We start from the raw sequence: 20056 nt of genomic DNA on the forward strand, positions 1-20056 counted from the left end.
CCCAAGCCGATCGGGCAGTTAACGAACAGCTGAGGAAGCTTAGGTTATCCCAACCGCCACGCATGGTACTTGCCCAACCACAGCAGCACTTTCTCCGGCGCATGCGCCCGCTTCCACTCACCCGCAGCGTATTTGTTGGCCTCGGCCAATGTGGGGTAGGTGTGGATGGTGCCCAGAATTTTGTTCAAACCCAAGCCGTGTTTCATGGCCAAAACGAATTCAGCCAACAAATCGCCTGCATGCACTCCGGCAATGGTCACACCCAGAATTTTGTCCTTGCCCGGCACGGTCAAGACCTTCACCACACCGTGTGCATCGCTGTCGGCAATCGCGCGGTCCAGGTCGTCAATGCCATAGCGTGTTACCTCGTAAGCAACGCCCTGCTCTTTGGCATCCTGTTCATTCAAACCCACGCGGGCCACTTCAGGATCGGTAAATGTGGTCCAGGGAATGACTGAATAATCGGCCTTGAATTTTTTAAGATGGCCGAACAATGCATTCACTGAGGCATACCACGCTTGGTGCGCAGCCACGTGGGTGAATTGATAGGGACCCGCCACATCGCCTGCTGCAAAAATATTGGGGTACAAGGTTTCAAGGTACTCATTGGTGACCACGGTGCGGTTGGTCTCGATACCCAGTTTCTCAAGGCCATAGCCGGTCAGGCGTGCTTTACGACCCACTGCGCAAATCACATCGTCAAATTCAATTTCAACGGTGTTGCCTTGGTGCTCGGTGACCAATACTTTTTGATCGCCTCTGCGCTCAAACCGAACGGCTTTGTGTTGGGTCAAAATATTCACGCCATCGGCGCGCATGCTGTCCATGGCCATGGCGGAAATTTCCGGGTCTTCGCGCACCATGATTCGATCGCCCAATTCAACCTGGGTTACTTGTGAGCCCAAACGTGCAAAGGCTTGAGCCAATTCGCTGCCAATGGGGCCACCGCCCAGCACCACCAAACGTTTGGGCAGGTCGTCGCGTTTTGCGAATTCGTCCCACAAGGTGTCGCTGGTCAGGTAACCACTGGTTTCAATGCCCGGCAACGGCGGCACCACTGGCTGTGCGCCTGCAGCAATCACGATGCTACGTGTGGTCAGGCGGCTGGTTTCACCGCTGTTGTGTTTGATTTCAACTGTCCAGGGATCGACAATGGTTGCATAGCCCTGAATCACATCCACGCCCAGGCTGGTGTAGCGTTCTACGCTGTCGTGTGGCTCGATGGCTTTGATGATGTCGTGCACACGGGCCATAACCGCCTTGAAGCTGAAGCTGGGCGTGGTTGCATGCAAACCATATTTGTCGGCATGGCGCATTTGGTGAGCCAGCTTTGCACTTTTAATGAGGGCCTTGGAAGGCACACAACCAAAGTTCAGGCAATCGCCGCCCATTTTGTGGGCTTCAACCAGGGTCACTTTGGCCTTCACTGCGGCAGCAATGTAAGAGCTCACCAAACCCGCTGCACCCGCACCAATCACCACCATGTTGCGATCAAATTTCACAGGCTTGGTCCATTGGGCATACACCTTGCGGGCCTTGATTTTGTCGGTCACTTTTTTTGCGATCAACGGGAATATGCCCAGCAACACGAATGAAAGAATAAGGCCAGGTGAAAGAATGCCGGCAAGGCTGTCAATTTTTGCAAGCTCGGTACCTGCATTCACGTACACCACGGTGCCTGCAAACATGCCAAGCTGGCTGACCCAGAAGAAGGTGAAAGCCTTCATGCTGGTCAAACCCATGAGCAGGTTAATCAGAAAAAACGGGAACACGGGCACCAAGCGCAACGTGAACAGGTAAAAAGCGCCCTCTTTTTCAACCCCTTCATTGATCGCTTTCAGGCGGTTACCAAACTTGGCTTGCACAGAATCGCGCAGCAGGTAACGCGCACCAATAAAGGCGAGCGTGGCACCAATGGTGGATGCAAACGACACCAGAATCAAACCTTGCAGCAAACCGAACAAGGCGCCTGCAGCCAGAGTCATGACTGCGGCACCTGGAATTGAAAAGGCGGTAACCAGTACATAGGCTGCAAAAAAAACACCGGCAACCAGCCAGGGAGATTCGGCCTGAAATTCTCGGAACTGCTCAAGACGACTTTTCAGGCTGTCGAGTGTCAGCAAACTGTGAAGATCGAAGGCAAACACCGCCACAACAGCTGCAACAATAAGCAGCAGAACAATTTTTTTCATGTCAATTCCTTGGTTTTTCTACGCAGTGTGTTGCCAATAATGCATGGTCTGGGCAACTTGTACAGATAGTTTCGGCGAGTCGTACAAAAAAGTTACCTCGATCTGGAAAGATAGTCGCGTTAATCTAGGTCAACACGATGACAGCTGCACCTCGACCATGAGCACAACCATTCATTCAATTTTTATCAGCCACGGTGCACCCACTTATGCACTGGAACCCGGCCTGCCCGGCCAAGCCCTGGAAACCCTGGGACAACAACTGCTTGCCCAAGGCACGCGGGCATTGATTGTTCTGAGCCCCCATTGGCGTAGCGCCAAGCTGGCAGTGACCAGCCACGAGGCGCCCGTGATTGTTCATGACTTTTATGGTTTTCCAAAACCGCTGTACGAACTGAAACCGGAAATTTGCGGTGCGCCTGAACTGGCATCGCAACTTGCAACACATTTGGCCGAACACGGTTTAAGCGCCGAATTGCGCCCACAACAAGGTTTTGATCATGGGGCCTGGGTGCCCTACATTCACCTGTTCCCAAATGGTGGCCCGCCCATGTTGCAACTCAGCATGCCTGTGGACTGGAATGGCGAAACTGCATTGAATATTGGTGCCTTGGTGGGTGAATTTGCCCGCAACAAGAAAGCGGTGGTAATTGGAAGTGGCAGCTTGACGCACAATTTTGATGACATGGACCTGCGCGCCGCAAAGGCAGGAGATGGTGGGCAGGCGCAAAACCTGCCTTATGTTCACGAGTTCAATACATGGGTTCAGGAACGCCTGCGGGCGTGCGACAGCAAGGCGATTTCGCGCGCAGAGTTTGACGCACCGCACTTTGCGCGGGCCCACCCGGACGACGACCACTACCTGCCCCTGCCTTTTGCCATGGGTGCAGCGACAAACAACTTCAAGGTCAATGTGCTGCCCGAGGATGTGCGTTACAAAGCCCTGTCGATGCAAAGCTTTGCATTCACCGCTTAACCTGGTCGGCTAATATCAAGACAGCTGAGTGGCACTGCAATTGATGGTCTCAGGCAGCACACCGTCTTGCAGGGCTTTTTTCAGCGACTCTACACCCCGGCCCCACAAAGGTACCAGCGTAGGCTGGCCCTGCACGGTGGGCACAGTGAGTGGATCTTGCGCGGCTTCACCGTATTGATTAATGGCGCGCACCAAATCAAGGTGACGCACCCACACCCACTGATTGCGTTCTATGTCCACACACTGACGGGTTTGAGCGATGTCATCGATTGATTTGAAAGGCACCTGCGCGGTGTACAGGTGAAACGGCACACCGGGCGAGATGGAAGGGCCTTTGAGCTGACCGATGTCGATGTCAGCACTGCTGTATACGCAATTGGATTCTTCGGTGAACTCTCGAACAGCGGTTTGTGCGGGCGACTCGCCCTTTTGGGCGCTGCCGCCCAACGTGGCCCAAGCGCGGCGCGTGGGGTGTGGGTCAAATGCCATTAAATGCACAGCCTCGCCGGCCACACAACTGTAGGCGATCAGCCCGGCGGGCGGCGCGTTGCTCGATGAGCATGCAACAAGCGTGAACAACAGCGGCACTACAAACAACAAACGCATGGTGAAAGCAATCCTGAATGTGGAGTGCTCATTATTACCTGCTTACATGACACCTTGCGAGATCAGGCACCCATCCAGCCCAATGCAATGGCTGTAAGCACGGTGGATACACCCGCCGTGTAAATTGTTTTCAGTTTTCCAGTCATTTTGATGCTCTCCGGAATCATTTCATTGCAAACCACAAATGCCATCGCACCGGCGGCAAAAGCCATTGAAGCGGGCGTACCCATGGCCCATGAATCGGCAGTGATGACCCCCAAACCAGCGCCCAGTGGTTCAACCAACCCTGTGGCCAATGCGGCCAGCGCAGCAAGCGCTTTGTGCACGCCAATGCTCCACAAGGCTGTGGCCACGATCAAGCCTTCCGGAATGTTTTGCAAACCGATCGAGAATGCCGTGCCGGATGCACCGTTCAGGTTGCCTGCACTGGCACCCACTGCAAAACCTTCCGGTACGTTGTGCAAAGCAATGGCAATGGTCATCAGCAAGGCCATGCGCAGGCGTTGATTGCCCGCCATTTCCGGGCCTGCCACGGGGTGTTCATGCGGCAGGGTTTGGTCTAGCACTGTCATCACACCGTAGCCTGCTGCTGTGGCTACCAGCACCACCATCAAAGCGCCTTCCGTTTGAATGGCAGGGATAAACAGGGACATGACCGCTGCGGCTGCCATCATGCCGCCTGCGATCGCAATAAACAAACCCAGGCCTTTGTCATCAATTTTCTTCATGACCAGCAAAGCCATGCCACCAAGGCCGGTGGCCGCACCGGCAATGGCCGAAAACTCGACAGCCTGAAGCTTGGAGGGGCTTGCCGCAATGTACTGAACCGCAGCCCAAACCGCAGGTGCCCCTTGTGTGACGATGAGGTACAAACCCAGCGCAACAATCAGAATGCCCACCACGCCACGCGCAGCGCGAAACGCACGAACGGCGTCCAGCCCAGCGTGGTCGGCGATGTTCAGACCCACAATTTTGGTCATTTGATGAAAACTCATGGCGGGCTCCTGTGCTTCAAAGACTTGATTACACAGTTAGATTGCCCGAGCGAATATTATTCGTCTAACGGATAATTTCTTTGAAGTTAATCGCTTTTACCGATTAACAGCGCAGGTTCTGAAGCCGGACAACACGTCTTGCCGATCCGGTTGAAAATAGTTGCGGTATTTGGGGTGAACCATTTCGGCAGAAGTGGCCCAACTTGCTCCCTTCAGTACCTTTCGATCATGAAACCAGGGTTTGGAGTAATCGACGTAAGGGTGCATTTTGAACCCGTCGAATGGCAAAAAGGTATTGGCAGTCCATTCCCACACCTGCCCCCACTGCATATTGGCTTGTGTGTGTGCGGCGTATTCCCATTCAGCCTCAGTGGGCAGCCTGCGGCCCGCCCACTGGCAATACGCCTGGGCATCCAGCCAACTGATGTTCTCGGCTGGTGCACTCAGCTTGAGCGGTGTTTTTTGACCATAACCCAGATTAATCCAGCCATCGTTTTCAAATGCAACAAAAGCAGGCATGGGGTGTTGGGTGGCCTGTACAAATTCAAGATACTGCGCCCAGCTGACCGGGCGTGAATCGATGGTGAATGCCTGTAACTGCACCACACAGGCGGGTACTTCGTTGTCGAATGCAAAACCCTCACCCTGCCAGCCGAGGGTCCACTGGCTGGCCGGAAGGTGAAGCTGAACTGATTCGCTGCACTCCTGCACGCCGGGCCGGCATGCGTTGTGGGGGCGCAATTGGATGTTCAGCAACTTGGCCATGAAAACCGCGGCTTCGTTGTGCATTTGTTCATGCAACACACACAGGCGGAAAAAATAAAGGTACTGGTCGGCATTACCAGGGTCGCTGGCGCACAACGCGTCAGCCTGCTCCAGCAACTTCAAGGTGTCGCACAGCGAGGCGGCCAGATAATCAAGGGTACCTTGCAAATCGGGCAAGCCGATTTCCCAGCGGGTGTCGTGCGCAATGGTGCTTGAATTCAAGCGTGCATCGGCATTGAACAGGCGAGACTCCAGTTTGGGTGCATCGGGATTGCACTGCACACCCAAGGCCCAGTCGGGGTTGCGGGCCAGCCACCAGTCTTGAAACCAGGCCACATGGCACAACTCCCAAAGTGGCGGGTTCAATTCAGGGCGACGAGGCACCTTGCAGTCCGAACCCAAAGCGGCCACGTAGTCCTCCAGCAAACCCAAGGTGCGCTCGCGCGTGCGCAACAAAGCGTCGCGAAGAAATGCGGCGTTCGCTGTTCGGGCCAACTGGGCTGGATTGATGCGGCTGTTCACAAAGACACTGCGGTGATGAGGACACGATAAGTGTACGACAAATGGATACAATGAAAGCAATCGGAAATGTCGATCAAGAAGGAATGAACACACTGAACACCCAAGCCAGCGCCCTTTCATTGAAGCAACTCAGCTATTTGCTAGCCGTTGCTGAAACACTCAACTTCACCCGGGCGGCCGAGCGGTGCTTTGTCACGCAATCTACTTTGTCAGGCGGGATTGCCGAACTTGAGCGCACACTGGGTGTGCAATTGGTAGAACGCGACCGCCAGCGGGTAGCACTGACGCCAGTGGGTGTAGAAGTGGTGGAGCGTGCACAAAGTATTTTGTCGGCCAGCCGCGACCTGGTGGCGCGCGCGCAAATGGCAGCCGACCCCGCCAGCGGAGAATTCCGGCTGGGCATCATACCGACCATTGCGCCCTTTTTGCTCGGTGCAATTTTAAGCAAAACCAGAACCGGCTTTCCTGATTTGATACTACGCGTGCGCGAAAGCCAAACCGCAGCCTTGCTTCAAGAACTGGAACTCGGCGAACTGGATGCCGCGCTGATAGCCCTGCCCATCGATTTGGGCAAACTGAAGGCTTTTCCGCTGTTTGAAGAACCCTTGCGATTGGTCGCCCACAGAAACGACGCCCTATGTAAAACCACGGGTGTACGCCTGCGCGAGGTGGACACTCGCCGCCTGCTGTTGCTTGAGAAAGGCCATTGCCTGCGTGACCACACCGTATCGGCTTGCAGCGCCAAACAACGGGAAGCGAACAACAACGACAGCAATCCGGTTGAGGCCAGCAGCTTGGCCACCATGGTTCAGTTGGTGAATTCGGGCCTGGGCTGTGCCTTGTTGCCTGATATGGCCATACGGGCCGGTTTGCTGCACAAAACCGAAGTGAAACAGATTGAACTGGCTGCGCCTTTGCCCAGCCGGGAAATTGCCTTGGTGACCCGCAACAGCCACCCCAAACTGCACTTTATTGAAACGGCACTTTGCCCATTGTTAAAGGCTTGTCAGCCGGGGTAAACGGCAAACCACTTCAATTTGCATCACTTGGAAACTAACTGGTATGATCAGTTGACCAGTTAAACAATCCTTGCCCTCCAGTTCTACAAACCATGGAAAATATTCAAAAAATTTCGATCTCTGAGCAGGTTTACATCCAGCTTCGCGATCGAATTCTTAAAAAGGTATTACCAGTTGGGGCTGAATTGCCCTCTGAGCGTGAGCTATCTGAAACCCTTGGGGTGAACAGAGGTGCCGTGCGCGAGGCAATCAAGCGTTTGCAACAGGCCAGACTGGTTCGGGTACGCCATGGTGGTGCTACACAGGTTGAGAACTTTGAAGCCGAGGGAGGCCTTGAACTGCTGCCAAGCCTGATGGTAAGTGCACAGGGGCAAGTCAACCTCGAAGTGGCCCGGGGAATCGTAGCCTTGCGCAAGGCTTTGGCGCCAGTGGTGGCTGGGCAAGCAGCAGTGCACGGCGGCAAGGCATTGGCCGATGCACTGAAGCCGGTGATTGCCAACATGCAAACCACCAGCGAACTGCCAAAACTTCAGCAACTGGCCTTTGATTTTTGGGCCCTGGTGGTGCAAGGCAGCGGCAATGTGGTGTTCAAGCTGGCTTTCAATTCCATGAATCAAACCTACCTTGCGGCCTGGAACACGCTGACCTTGGTAATGCAGGACGAATTTCGCGATGTAAATACGCTGGCCCAGCTTGCGCAGGCCATCGAAGCCGGGGAACAACGGCGTTGCGAGGTACTGGCCCGGCAACATGTGGAACTGGGCAGCCGTGCATTGAACGCTGCACTGGGTACCGCGTAACACCTATCTATATACGGAGACACACATGTTGGGAATTCCTTTGGGTCTGTTGACCGCCAATGCTGTGGAATGGGGCATGCACAAATACGTGCTGCACGGCATGGGAAAAAAACGAGGTACATTCTGGGCCTTTCACTTTCACGAGCACCACAGGGAAGTGCGTGAACATGGTTACTACGACCCGAACTATGAGCGCTTTCCGCTCGGGATGCATGCACAGGGCAAAGAAGCCTGGGCCTTGATTGCCAGCGCCGTGGCAGTGGCACCGCTGTTTCCGGTGGCACCTTTTTTTGTGGGCACTCTTTGGTACAGCAGCCTGAATTACTATCGGGTTCACAAAAAAAGCCACATGAAACCAGCCTGGGGTGAGCAACGCGTGCCCTGGCACTTCGACCACCACATGGGCAACAACCCTGGCGCCAACTGGTGCGTCACCCGCCCGTGGTTTGATTACATCATGGGCACCCGGGTGTTTACCGAAGGTGGGGTGCGTGAAGACAATGTGCTGGGTTTTAAACAAATTCCGGCCTGGCTTGAACGTTTGCTGCCCAAGCCCGAATCACTGGGCACCTTCGCACCAAAACCGGCAGCACGGCGCGCAGCGTAAGCCTGTGACATAATCGGTTCACTACAAAAAGGAGAACTGAATGGGCTTGTTGATATTGGTCGTCGGGTTGGCGCTTTTTTTGGGCATGCACGCGACTCGAATTCCAGATGACCAACGCCGGTCGGGCATGATCGCGAGGCTTGGCAAAGGCAAGTACCGCGGCATTTACACAGCCGTTTCTATACTGGGCTTGGTGCTGATTGTCTACGGATACGGCCAGGCCCGGCTTGACCCTGTTTTTGTGTGGAATCCGCCCGCGGCCATGCGCCACATTGCGGCACTTCTCATGCTGGTGTCGTTCATCATGTTGGCGGCTTGTTATGTGCCCACCAACCACATCAAGGCCAAGTTACAGCACCCCATGACCTTGTCTGTAAAAGTGTGGGCGCTGGCGCATTTGATCGCCAATGGCACGCTGGCGGATATTATTTTGTTTGGATCATTTTTGGTGTGGGCGGTGTTGCTGTTTAAAACCGCACGCAGGCGCGCCATTCCCATGGGTTTTGCGGGCGACGGCCCCACCAAAGTGGGCACGCTGATGACCGTGGTGGTGGGTGTACTGGCTTGGCTGGTTTTCGCGGCCTGGCTGCATGTTCATTTGATCGGTATTAGCCCGTTCAGCCGATAAGCAACTGGCGTTAAAAAAAAGCCCCTGTGTGTTGCGCACAGGGGCTTTTTTATTGAACCTCTACTGGATCACAGATACCAGAAGCAAAGTGCTGCGACCGCCGTGGGCCCGAGGGCCCCGGCAAGCAAGCCTCCAGCTGACACGGCTTCATCAGGGAATTGGCGCTTGAGCAGTGACAAACCCGCTGGGTTGGGCGCATTGGCAATCACCGTAAGGCCGCCGCCCGCCACCGCACCAGCCACCAGGGCATAGCGGAAACTTTCTGAGGTGCCCTCAATCAGCGACCCCAAATAAGTGAGCGCGGCGTTGTCAGTGATCGCTGTAAGTGCCATGGCTGCAACGAACAACACGCCATCGTCCAGGTCGCTGACCGCAGGCTGCAACCACCATTGTTGCATGCCACCCAATACCACAAGGCCCGCGAGGAAGAACGCCACCAGCAAACCTTCCTTCAACAACAAGCGGGACTGGAAAGTGTTGTATGCGGCCGTAAAACCCAGGAAAAACAGGAAAATGCCCAAGAACACGGCTGGGTGATGCGCAAACAACACCACGGCGCCCAAAAAGGCCAAATGAATGACCATGGCCCACCAGGGCACTGGCGCCAGCGGCTGGCCGTCTTCACCCAAGGCCTCGGGTTTTTTGACTTCAGCGCCCAAATGTTTGGCAGCGAAGAAAATAAACACTGTGGCATTAATGAATACGCCAATGGCTGCCTTCCAGCCAAAGTTGGCCAGCATGAAGGGGGTATCCCAGTTCCAGGTGGCAGCCACCATCAATACAGGTGGTGCAGCAAAGGAGGTGAGTACACCGCCAATCGAGATGTTTACAAACAAAACACCCAGGCCCCAATAGCGGATGAAATTGGGCACGGTCTTGGAAAACAGCACGTCGCGAAGCAGCAAGGCCGCCAAGGTCATCGCGGCCGGTTCAGTAATCAAACTGCCCAGCAGGGGCACCATGAACAGGCCCAGCCAGGTGAAGGCAACACCTTTGTTCACGGGCATCAAACGGGCCAAACCCTCTACCAGCAAACGGGAGGCGTCCAGCACCGGGCGGCTTGCCGCCACCACCATAATCACGAATACGAACAAGGGTTCGGTGTAATGGCGGGTATCCACATACTCCACGGCTGAATCGAGGTTGACTGAAAAAGCCATGGCGATGACCAAAAACAGGGCCCAAATGCCAAATACCGCTTCAACCTCGCCTAGCAGGTGAAACAAGCCACTGTGGTGTTTGCTGTGGTGAGCCAAGCGTTCAAAGTAGCTGGCCGAAAAAGTGTGAATAAGCGCGCCGGCAAAAAGAAAGGCGGCAATCCATTGAATGGTGGTTGCTGTCATGTCGGGGTCTATTGTTGTGAAGGTTAATCAAGCGATCTGATAGAGGGAGCCTATCACGCCATTAAAGTTCCCCGTATTACGAATATTTTCGGGAAAAGTTCCCTTGGAAAGTGCGCTGTCCAGTTCCTACACTTACTTCAGAACATAAAAGAACTCGGAGAGGTAGGACATGGGTACATTCAAAAAAACAGCAATCACCAGTGCGGTGCTGATCATGTTGGGGCATGGCGGCTTGGCCTTTGCGCAAAGCAATGCATTGCCAGGCGTCGAGGTGTCGGGCAACAGTATCTTGCCTTCCAATATTGAAAATTTACCCGGCTCGTCGAACGTGCTGACTCGGGAAGACCTGGACAAACGCGAGCCCTTTTCCATTCTGGAACTGGTTCGGGAGGTGCCCGGTTTGCACGTGGTGTCGGAAGACGCAGCGGGCACCCACCTGAATATCGGATTGCGCGGGCTGAACCCAAGACGCAGTTCAAGAACACTGCTGCTGGAAGACGGTGCACCCACTGTATTTTTTGCGCCCTATGGCGACCCCTCTGCACATTACTCCACACCACTGGAGCGACTGGAGCGCGTAGAGGTACTGAAAGGATCGGGTCAAATTTTGTATGGCCCGCAAACGCTGGGCGGGATGATCAACTTCGTGACGAAACCCGTACCGCGAGACGGTTTTGAAGGTTCCGCAAAATTGTCGGTGGGCAATGAAGGCTACCGGGGTGCACACCTGAACCTTGGAACCGGTTCGGAACAAGGCGGCATCATGATTGATTTGCTCAAGCGCCAAGGCGACGGCATTCGCGCACAGCATGAATTCGATGTACAAGATGTAACCATCAAGGGCCAGTTGAATATCAACAGTGCACACACCCTGACCGCGAAGTACACCCGGTTTGAAGAAGATTCGCTGTTCAGCGAGACCGGGCTTACCGCACAGGAGTATTTGCGAGACCCCTATTCGGTGCCAGGCACCGAGGGCGAACGCTATCTGATGGACCGCGACACCATTCAGTTGATTCATGGCTGGCAATTGGGAGAACGTGCCCGCCTGACCACGCAGTTGTACCACACCAAAACTGACAGAACTTCTTTGCGCTCGCGCGAATTTGAATCGGCCTTTGACCCCATGGACCCTACCACGATTGGCTTGGGTGAGCTGGAAACCGAATTTGCAACAAGGCCGCGTCAATACGATGTGTTCGGCATTGAACCGAAGCTTGAATTCACCCATTCTGCTTTTGGTGTACCCAGCGAAACTATCATCGGCATGCGCTACCACACGGAAGACATTGACCGTAAGAAATTTGAATTCGACAACTTCGCCGACACCACACCCGAGGCAGATGAACGCCTGCTGGCCGATGTGGAAGCCACTGCATTTTTTGCACAGAACACCTTCTTGATAGGCGACTGGACTTTGACCCCCGGCGTACGCGTGGAGCAAATTGAACAGACCAAGGTGCTGTTTTCCGGTGTGCCTGGTACAGCCAATTTTCAGCAGGAAGACATGTTGGACACCAGCGAAACCGAGACCCTGCCCGGCATTGGTTTTACCTGGAACGGACTGGAGAATGCGACAGTATTTGGCGGCGTACACCGCGGCTTTGCCCCGCCCCGCCCAGACCGCGACATTGAAAACGACATGCTTCAGCGCGTGACCCCCGAGCTGGCCACCGTGACTGAGTTGGGCATTCGCGGCAATGTGCGTGCTGGCTCCTATGAAGCAACTTTCTTCAACCTCGACATTGAAGACATTGTGGTGAACTCCGGCGGTTTTTTCCGAAATGAGGGCGAAGCACAGCACACCGGGTTTGAGTTGGCGGGTCGATTCAATCTGGGTGAATTGTTCAGTGAAAAGGCCAATCCGTTCTTTGTCAGCATGGCCTACACCAACCTGTTCACCGCTGAATTCAAAAACTCGGGCGTGGTGGGCGGTGAAGGCGAAGATGGATACGGTACTTACCAGGCGGGCAACCGCTTGCCCTACGCCCCAAAGCACACCCTGGCTTTGAATTTGTCGTATGAAACTGAACAATGGAATGCCAGGGTTGGCGCAACGCATGTGAGCAAACAATTTGCCAACACCGAGAACTTTGGCGGCACCGAGCCCCTGGGCTTTTGCCCGAATGGGGAAGACCCTGCGAACGATTTGTTCTGTGGCCTGTTCGGAGAAATTGAAGCTGTCACCTTGCTGAATGCGTCCATCAGCTTTGCACCGGCGGGCAGCAATATCAGCTACTTCCTGAACGCAGAGAACCTGACGGACAAGCAGTACATTGCTGCGCGTACCAACGGCATTCATCCAGGGAGGCAACGGCAGGTGGTGGCGGGGATTAATGTGAGGTTTTAAGTCGTCATCACCATTTCGCTTGACACACTCAGGTGCATACCCCCTTGCGCCAGAAAACCTGAATACCCCCTTGTTATTGATTAACCGCCCTAAGCGCACCCGCTAAACAGCGGGCGGGCTGCGCTTTCGGCCTTGCCGAACGGACGGTGAATTCAACACCAAGGGCAGGTTTTCTTGATCGGCGCTGCGAGGGCATTGCGACCTGAGTGTGTTGAGCTACTGGGGCAGCGACCTGCGAAGCAGAAAATACTTGGTGCTCACGGGCAACAAGAGTTTGAAGTTTGCAGCAGCGTCACATCAGTCAGCCGTTTCAGATCAAGTCGCCCGGATTGACTCGAAGCGCGGGGCGGTTCCGGCAGGAACCGATGCGAAGACGCTGTGGCGTTTCGCATGGCCCAAGCCAGAGTCAAAGACGGGGAATTCGACTTGGATCTTGGCTGGATGAGTGATGCGCTGCAAACCTACACTCGCTAAATGGAGCAGCGACAGGACATCTATCGCCCCACAGGCCGCTTCGCCAGCTTGCGCTGCAAAGTTCGCCTGTGCATGTTCAACGCACGCGCAGTGGCCGATACATTGCCTTCGTGTTCGTTGAGTACCCGCTGAATGTGCTCCCACTCCAGGCGGGAAACGGACATCGGTTGAAAGTCAGAAGCTTCGTCGTCATTTGAAGCAACACTGCCTGAATCATCGTCCAAAGCCCGCAACACCGCAGCACTGTCCGCGGGCTTGGCCAAATAATTGTCAGCACCCAGCTTGATGGCCTGTACGGTGGTGGCAATACTGGCGTAGCCGGTCAGTATCAAAATATTGGCACTGGGCTGCAAACTCCGTAGCTGCGTGATCAACTGCAAACCCGATTGCTCGCCCAAATTCAAATCAAGCGTAATGTCGGTGAATTGCTGTTGCTCGGCAGCAAGCAGGGCCTGCTCCTTTTTGAATGCCACATCGGTCTTGAAACCCTTGCGTTCAAACGACAAAGCAAGGGTATTTGCAAACACCTCGTCATCGTCGACAATCAAGATCGAGCGCGTCATTGCGAGAGCACCGGCAAGCTTAAACTGGCGCAAACGCCGGGGTTCAGGTTGCGAAGGCTCAGCTTTCCGCCTTCACGTTCCAAGAGGTTGGCCAGTAAAAAAAGGCCCATGCCTTGCCCATTGGCTTGAAACAACTGTTGCCCGATTTTCGGCAATAACTCAGCATCAATACCACCGCCCGCATCATTCACAAAAAGGGTCAGGCTTTCGTGATCACATTGCATGCCCACCTGGAGAGGGTCTCTAACCGAGGCTCGCTGCTGGCTTTGCGCAGCATTGTCCAAGAGCGTAATCAAACCCAATTCAAGCAACTCTTTGCGTACTTTGAATTCGCCTGCAATTGAAGCAATGCTGGGCATCAAGCGCACTTCATGTTGTGGGTTGCGAGTTCGCCAAATACCCAATGTGTTCTGAAGCCATTCGCTGGGCTTGATCATTTGCGCATCGGCATTGTGGCGTGGGTTGACCTCGATTTGATCCCGAAGCTGGCCCAGGGTGTCGGTGATGGATTGAACCTGGGCACTGAGAACATTCATTTCCCGCACCTGCGCCTGCATGGCGGGGTCGTTTTTCCAGTCTGAAACAATGGTGGCAATGGTCGACACTGGCGTGCCCAACTGGTGTGCAATGGAAGCAGCCTGGTTGCCCAGTGCCGCCAAACGCGACTCACTGGCCAAACGTTGCTGCGCGCGCCCCAAGGCTTGGTCGCGGTTGCGAATCGACGAACTCAAACGCGCCACAAAACCCACCAAAATCAACACGCTGACCAAAAAATTCAACCACATGCCCACAAGGTGAAAGTGAACCCCATCGTCGGGATTGGCCAACACCAGGGGAATGTAATTGCCCATCAACACTGTGTAAGCCACCACGCTGAACAGGGCAAGAACGGCAACTTGCGCCCAAGGCAGCAAAGCCGCAGCCAAGCCCAGAAGCGGCAAATAAAGTGACACGAAGGGATTGGTCACGCCACCCGTGAAATAAAGCACAAAGGTGAAGGCGGCCAGATCGGCAAACAACTGGGCAGCCACTTCAAAGCTGCCCACCGAATGCCCCTGACGCAGGCGAATAAAAGTGATGACATTGAGTAAAACCAGCGCACCCAAAATGACTGTCAATACCGGCCAGGGAAGACTGACATGCAACAGCAAGCCGACCACCGCCAACAGCACAACCTGAGCGGCCAGCGCAAGCGTACGCATCCACATCACTGTCACCATTTGCTGGCGGCGAACAGACAAATCGCTTTGGTCCATCAAGCCTTCAGTCCAAAGGTGCATGAAGGGACGGTGGTCGGGAAACAGGCTTGTTTTCATGCTCACATTCTAAGTGGCTTCTTGCTTCGCTGCCTTGAAATTGTGAGGTGTGCAGCCCGGCTGCGACAATATGCCGCATTCTCGCAGTGCAGGCCGTGGCGTATAAAGCGTGCTGGTTGATCTTGCCCGGACTATGCGATGCGCGTTCATGCTTCTTTCAAAATGACTACCTTGTCTACAGGCCTGCTGTTGGCTTTTGCACCACTGGCTCAACCGGTGTTTGCAAACCCCGCACTCAGCAGCGTGGAAGTTCAGGCTCAACGCGAAGCATTGAGCGCAGCCAGCGTGCAAGTGGCCAGAGAAAAGCTGAACCAGACTGCAGGTGGTACCGCCGTGGTCGAGGCTGAAAGTTTTGAAGCAGGCAAAGCAGTGACCATTAAGGACATGCTGGACTTTACGCCCGGCGTATTTGCGCAAAGCCGGGTGAATGAAGAAGCACGGCTGAGCATTCGAGGCTCGGGCCTGTCGCGCACCTTTCACATGCGTGGCATACGCCTTTTGCAAGATGGTATTCCAATTAACCTGGCCGACGGTGGCTCGGATTTTCAGGACATCGACCCATTGGCCCTGCAACACGTTGAAGTGTACAAAGGAGCCAATGCCTTGCAGTACGGTGCGGCAAACCTGGGCGGGGCCATCAATTTTGTAACACCCACCGGCTACACCACACCCAACAGCGTTTTGCGCCTGGATGCTGGTAGCCATGAATTTGCGCGCGCGCAATTTAAAACCGGCGATGTGCTGGGCAACTGGGATTATTTTGCATCGCTCTCGCAATTGCGTTCTGACGGGTTTCGGCAATTCAGTGGGCAAAAAAATACCCGTTTGAACGCCAATGCAGGTTTGAAAATTTCACCTCAACTGGAAACCCGGTTCTATATCATTCACGGTGACCTGAACCAGGAGTTGCCCGGCAACTTGACCAAGGCGCAGTTGCAAAGCAACCCCACACAGGCCAATGCCGCGTCGGCGGCTGCGAATTCTCAACGCGACTTTCTGATTACCCGCCTTGCCAACAAAACCACCTGGATTTCGCCAACAGGCGTGGAGTACAACGCCGGGGTGTATGCAGTGGACAAAAACCTGTACCACCCACTGAGTTTTGGTTTGATTGACCAGCAAACCCGTGATGTGGGCACCTTTGGCAACCGGATTGCACAAGGTGAATTATGGGGTTTGCGGCACGACACCACCTTGGGTTACAACCTGGTGCACGGCATCACCGAGGCGCGCATATTCAACCATGTTCGCGGTGATCGAATCAGCCTTCGAAGCCATGAAGACCAGAAAGCCCACAACATAGAGCTTTACGGAGAAAGTCGCCTGCACCTGACTGATTCCGTGCAATGGATCAATGGCCTGCAATGGACCCACGCCAAACGCACAGCAGACGATCAGTTTTTAAGCGATGGCGATGGAAGCTACCAACGCCGCTACGCGCAGTTCAGCCCGAAAACCGGCTTGCTTTGGCAGGCCAGCGAGGCTGTGCAGGTGTATGGCAATTTGAGCCGTGCGTTCGAGCCACCCACGTTTTCTGAAACAAGCCCCACGCGTGCACTGGAGGCGCAGGAATCGACCACATTTGAAGTGGGTACCCGCGGAGTGGCGCAAGAAATTCGCTGGGACATCAGTGCCTACTACAGCCAGTTGAACAATGAGTTTGTGAGCTACCAACTCAACCCGCTAGTGCCGGGCCTGAGCGCAATTCTGAATGCAGACAACACTGTGCATCAAGGTGTGGAAATTGGGCTCGCCGGGCCTTTCACGCGTGATTTGCTCAGGGGTGGCGATACTTTGAACTGGCAACTGGCTTACACCTTTGGCCGCTTCCGTTTTGACAATGACCGCGTATACGGCAACGCAGCCATACCGGGAATTCCGGAGCAATATGTTCGGGCCAAACTCGACTACGCCAACGCCCTGGGCTGGACCCTGTCACCCAACATTGAATACGTGCCGCAAGGCTACTTTGTGGATTTGGCCAACACCTTGTCGACAGATCCTTACCTGTTGCTTGGCTTGAATGCATCGTACAAATTCAGCGACACACTGCGCGTGTTTGTGGATGCCCGCAATTTGACAGACAAAGTGTATGCCGCCACCACGGGTGTGATTGTGAATGCCAATGGGGCGGACTCGGCGCAGTTTTCGCCGGGTGAGGGCAGGAGCATTTACGCGGGCGTTGAGGTGAAGTGGTGAGGTGAGTTAAACAGTGTGGTTTGGATCTGCTGTTGCCATGCCTAAGCAAGTCTTCTCGTTCCGGCTTGATGCTTCTGGCTTGGGGCATGCGAAACGCTTTGGCGTCTTCGCATCGACTCCTTACGGAGTCGCCCCGCGCTGCGAATCCGCCGGGAAGCCTTGCAAAGCCGGCATGGCAACAGCAGATCCAACCCCCATCCATGGCACACGATCACCTCAACAGCGCCGGCTGCTCAGCCCAAACCCGGCCATCATCACCATGGCCAGCACAACCACCACGCACATCACGATGTTTTGCACATCGCGCCCCAATCCACCCAGAAAGCTCCATTTGTGAAGCATGCTGAAACTCCAGATCTCGGGTTTCGCTGAATTCCGGGTCATGTCAGCCAGCACACCTGTGGCTGTGTCCACAAAAACGCTGGCATTCAAGGGTGCGCCGTACTCGAACTTCCACACCGGCAAGCGCTTGTTTCGAAAGTCGTAATCGCCGCCAAAGCGCGTGACTAAACTCGCTTTTAGAACAGCCTCGCGCGGAAGGCCCGTGTGGAGCTGCGCAAGTTGATGGGCCATTTCACGATCTCCTTCTTGCCACAACAAACCAGTGTTCGCATTCAGATACATGGCGGGTCCTGTTGGTTGAACACCGTCAAAGCGCGCATTGCGTATGGCTTGTGGACTATCAGGCAGGCCATTCTTTAGAAGAGGCAAAGCAAGGCGATACAACAGCTCGCCATTCTGGTTTGCAACCAGCGATAAACCTGTCACTGGTAAATCTCGAGTCATTTCAGCCCAGCTGGAATGAAGCGGGAAGTGCAATTTTTGCAGGTCAATTTCCGGGCGCATGGTCAGCTTCGATTGCTCCTCAGGCCAACCATGCTGCACCACGTGGTACACACCGCTGAAAGAAAACATCAACACGGGCACCACCAGCACATAGCCCGCCATGCGATGCCAACCTTTGGCCCCTGCTGCACGCACCTTTCGTCGAATCAACACCAGCATGGCCAAACCACTACCAGCCATCGTGAACAGCACACCTACCAGCACAGCGATCAACAACACACGGGGTGTTTCGGCGGCATTGGGCACCCAGCTCCAGGTGTGGAGCCACTGGAACACAGTTTGAACCTGGTGCTTGGTGTTGTCGGAAACAGCCGCCAATGAAGCAGTTTCTGTGTACACATAGGCGTTCAGGCCATCGGCCTGATCAAATTGCACCCGGTACACCGGCAACAAGCGGTTTACCGCTGGGTAGTCATTGGAAAATTTCTCAATGCGTTCCACTTTGGCAATTTCGGCGTAAGGTGTATTCAAATAATGACGGGCCAAAAAAGCTGCATAAACTGGATCGTAATTGGGCAACTCCAGTCCTGTGTTCAAGTCGAAATAGCGCCTGGGTGCAAATTGCGATTCAGTTATTTGTAACAAATTGGCCGATTCCGCCACCACCAACCGAACAAACTGTGCCTGTTCAACCCCAGCTTTTTTCAGGATTTGTTCAAAAGGCAATGCGTCTTGCAGATTCAATACACGTTGGGGTGGCACAAACACCGCCTGTTGCACGCCAAAAGTAGTAAGCCAGGGGTGCAACAAACCCGACACGCCCCACAGCAACATGGCGGCAAAGCCGAACAACGCCAATGCGCGGTGCAGTTTCAACAACTTGATCTTCATGGTGGAATTCACGCTTGCCCAAACAAGCACGAATTATCCGGCAGTGTTTGCAGACAAGGCTGCGACATATCGTCGCAGGGAAACTTATGCGCCACGCACTTTGGTCACCATGTCGATGAAAGCGCGTAACTTCAGTTGCGCTTGCGTGCGTGCTGGAAAGTACAAATACAAACCTGAGGTTTTCGGAATGAACTCGCTCAGCACAGGCTCCAGGCTGCCCTCTGCCAACTCGCGCTCTACCTCGTACTGCGCCACATAGGCCAAACCCAAACCCTGGCGTGCAAAGTTGATCAGGATATCCCGGTTGTTCACCACCACCGGGCTTGGCAAGTCTACAAAAAACTGCCGCTTGCTACGGACAAACTCCCAACGGTGAAAGGTACCGCTGGTCACGAAGCGGTACATGATTGCATCGTGTTGCTGCAAATCCTCAGGCTTTGCAGGTTTGCCATGGCGCTTGAAATATTCCGGGCTGCCCACCACATGAAAAGCCAAATCGGGAGTCAGGCGCACGCCCACCATGTCCTTGTCTACCGATTCGCCCAAGCGAATACCTGCATCATAGCGACCTTCCAGCAAATCGGTCAGGCCTTCATCAATCGTGATGTCCAGTTTCACATCCGGGTACTTCTGGCGGAACTCGGCCACAATAGGCTCGACCAAATAGGTGCAGGCCGATCGTTTCATATTCAGTCGAAGCGTGCCGATCGGCTTTTCCCGAAATTGTCCCAAAGCGGCAATTGCCTCATCAATTTCCTGCGTAGCGGGGTTCAAACGCGAGAACAATGCCTGACCTGCTTCAGTCAAAGCCACTTTGCGGGTAGTCCGCTGAAACAACACCACGCCATGGCGTTCTTCCAGCACCCGAATCGCCTTGCTCACCGCTGTGGGCGTAATGCCCAGCTGCGCGGCCGCCAATGTAAAACTGCTGTGTTCGGCCACGGTTAAAAACACCGGAATGCCATCAAGCAAGTCTTTGTCGAGCACCATTAAAACCCCCCATTGTGAACCAAATGTTAATAACCAA

At 54.5% G+C, this 20056-nt stretch carries 16 protein-coding genes; 7 read left to right on the forward strand and 9 right to left on the reverse strand.

Annotated elements, in window-relative coordinates; all coding sequences use genetic code 11:
- Window positions 1–44 precede the first annotated feature (44 nt).
- Window positions 45–2192 (reverse strand): FAD-dependent oxidoreductase, encoded by a 2148-nt coding sequence (locus B4C79_RS02850; RefSeq protein WP_291741059.1) that lies wholly within the window; start codon window positions 2190–2192, stop codon window positions 45–47.
- 157 nt (window positions 2193–2349) lie between these two features.
- On the opposite strand from B4C79_RS02850, the gene B4C79_RS02855 reads away from it, so the two are divergent.
- Entirely contained in the window at window positions 2350–3165 is an 816-nt protein-coding gene (locus tag B4C79_RS02855) for a DODA-type extradiol aromatic ring-opening family dioxygenase (RefSeq protein WP_291741060.1), read from the forward strand.
- A 15-nt stretch (window positions 3166–3180) separates the two neighbouring features.
- Here the strand turns inward: B4C79_RS02855 and B4C79_RS02860 are convergent, their stop codons facing one another.
- The 3 genes from B4C79_RS02860 to senA all read right to left on the reverse strand — a co-directional run bounded on the left by B4C79_RS02860 (window position 3181) and on the right by senA (window position 6053).
- Entirely contained in the window at window positions 3181–3771 is a 591-nt protein-coding gene (locus B4C79_RS02860; protein WP_291741061.1) for an NUDIX hydrolase, read from the reverse strand.
- Between the two features lie 62 nt (window positions 3772–3833).
- Window positions 3834–4766, reverse strand: a complete 933-nt coding sequence (locus B4C79_RS02865) for a ZIP family metal transporter (protein ID WP_171101106.1) — start codon at window positions 4764–4766, stop codon at window positions 3834–3836.
- A 96-nt stretch (window positions 4767–4862) separates the two neighbouring features.
- On the reverse strand, window positions 4863–6053 hold the full coding sequence (gene senA / locus B4C79_RS02870) for a selenoneine synthase SenA (RefSeq protein ID WP_291741064.1): 1191 nt from the start codon (window positions 6051–6053) through the stop codon (window positions 4863–4865).
- Window positions 6054–6094: 41 nt separating this feature from the next.
- Here senA and B4C79_RS02875 point away from each other — a divergent pair, with 41 nt between their 5' ends.
- The 4 genes from B4C79_RS02875 to B4C79_RS02890 all read left to right on the forward strand — a co-directional run bounded on the left by B4C79_RS02875 (window position 6095) and on the right by B4C79_RS02890 (window position 9107).
- A complete protein-coding gene (locus B4C79_RS02875; protein WP_240965833.1) occupies window positions 6095–7072 on the forward strand; it encodes a hydrogen peroxide-inducible genes activator in 978 nt (325 codons plus the stop codon).
- A 92-nt stretch (window positions 7073–7164) separates the two neighbouring features.
- Complete coding sequence (locus tag B4C79_RS02880) at window positions 7165–7872, forward strand: FadR/GntR family transcriptional regulator (RefSeq protein WP_105027598.1); 708 nt, start codon at window positions 7165–7167, stop codon at window positions 7870–7872.
- 25 nt (window positions 7873–7897) lie between these two features.
- The gene (locus tag B4C79_RS02885) at window positions 7898–8479 is read left to right on the forward strand and encodes a hypothetical protein (protein WP_291741068.1); all 582 of its coding nucleotides are present in this window, start codon (window positions 7898–7900) and stop codon (window positions 8477–8479) included.
- A 40-nt stretch (window positions 8480–8519) separates the two neighbouring features.
- A complete protein-coding gene (locus tag B4C79_RS02890) occupies window positions 8520–9107 on the forward strand; it encodes an NnrU family protein (protein WP_291741070.1) in 588 nt (195 codons plus the stop codon).
- A gap of 68 nt (window positions 9108–9175) precedes the next feature.
- Here B4C79_RS02890 and B4C79_RS02895 read toward each other — a convergent pair whose 3' ends face one another.
- A complete protein-coding gene (locus B4C79_RS02895) occupies window positions 9176–10450 on the reverse strand; it encodes a putative Na+/H+ antiporter (RefSeq protein WP_105027600.1) in 1275 nt (424 codons plus the stop codon).
- Between the two features lie 169 nt (window positions 10451–10619).
- On the opposite strand from B4C79_RS02895, the gene B4C79_RS02900 reads away from it, so the two are divergent.
- Window positions 10620–12800, forward strand: a complete 2181-nt coding sequence (locus tag B4C79_RS02900) for a TonB-dependent receptor family protein (RefSeq protein ID WP_291741073.1) — start codon at window positions 10620–10622, stop codon at window positions 12798–12800.
- Between the two features lie 494 nt (window positions 12801–13294).
- Here the strand turns inward: B4C79_RS02900 and B4C79_RS02905 are convergent, their stop codons facing one another.
- The gene (locus tag B4C79_RS02905) at window positions 13295–13837 is read right to left on the reverse strand and encodes a response regulator transcription factor (RefSeq protein WP_291751687.1); all 543 of its coding nucleotides are present in this window, start codon (window positions 13835–13837) and stop codon (window positions 13295–13297) included.
- Window positions 13834–15153 carry an ATP-binding protein gene (locus tag B4C79_RS02910; protein ID WP_291751691.1) on the reverse strand — a complete coding sequence of 440 codons (1320 nt, stop codon included), beginning with the start codon at window positions 15151–15153 and terminating at the stop codon, window positions 13834–13836. The genes B4C79_RS02905 and B4C79_RS02910 overlap by 4 nt, the downstream gene beginning before the upstream one ends.
- Before the next feature lie 138 nt (window positions 15154–15291).
- Between B4C79_RS02910 and B4C79_RS02915 the strand changes: the two genes are divergently transcribed.
- Window positions 15292–17352 (forward strand): TonB-dependent receptor family protein, encoded by a 2061-nt coding sequence (locus B4C79_RS02915; protein WP_291762235.1) that lies wholly within the window; start codon window positions 15292–15294, stop codon window positions 17350–17352.
- A 216-nt stretch (window positions 17353–17568) separates the two neighbouring features.
- Here the strand turns inward: B4C79_RS02915 and B4C79_RS02920 are convergent, their stop codons facing one another.
- Complete coding sequence (locus B4C79_RS02920) at window positions 17569–19029, reverse strand: hypothetical protein (protein ID WP_291742250.1); 1461 nt, start codon at window positions 19027–19029, stop codon at window positions 17569–17571.
- A gap of 84 nt (window positions 19030–19113) precedes the next feature.
- The gene (locus tag B4C79_RS02925; protein WP_291742247.1) at window positions 19114–20019 is read right to left on the reverse strand and encodes a LysR family transcriptional regulator; all 906 of its coding nucleotides are present in this window, start codon (window positions 20017–20019) and stop codon (window positions 19114–19116) included.
- Window positions 20020–20056 lie beyond the last annotated feature (37 nt).

Source organism: Limnobacter sp. UBA7229 (assembly GCF_002473065.1).
Lineage (GTDB): Bacteria > Pseudomonadota > Gammaproteobacteria > Burkholderiales > Burkholderiaceae_B > Limnobacter > Limnobacter profundi.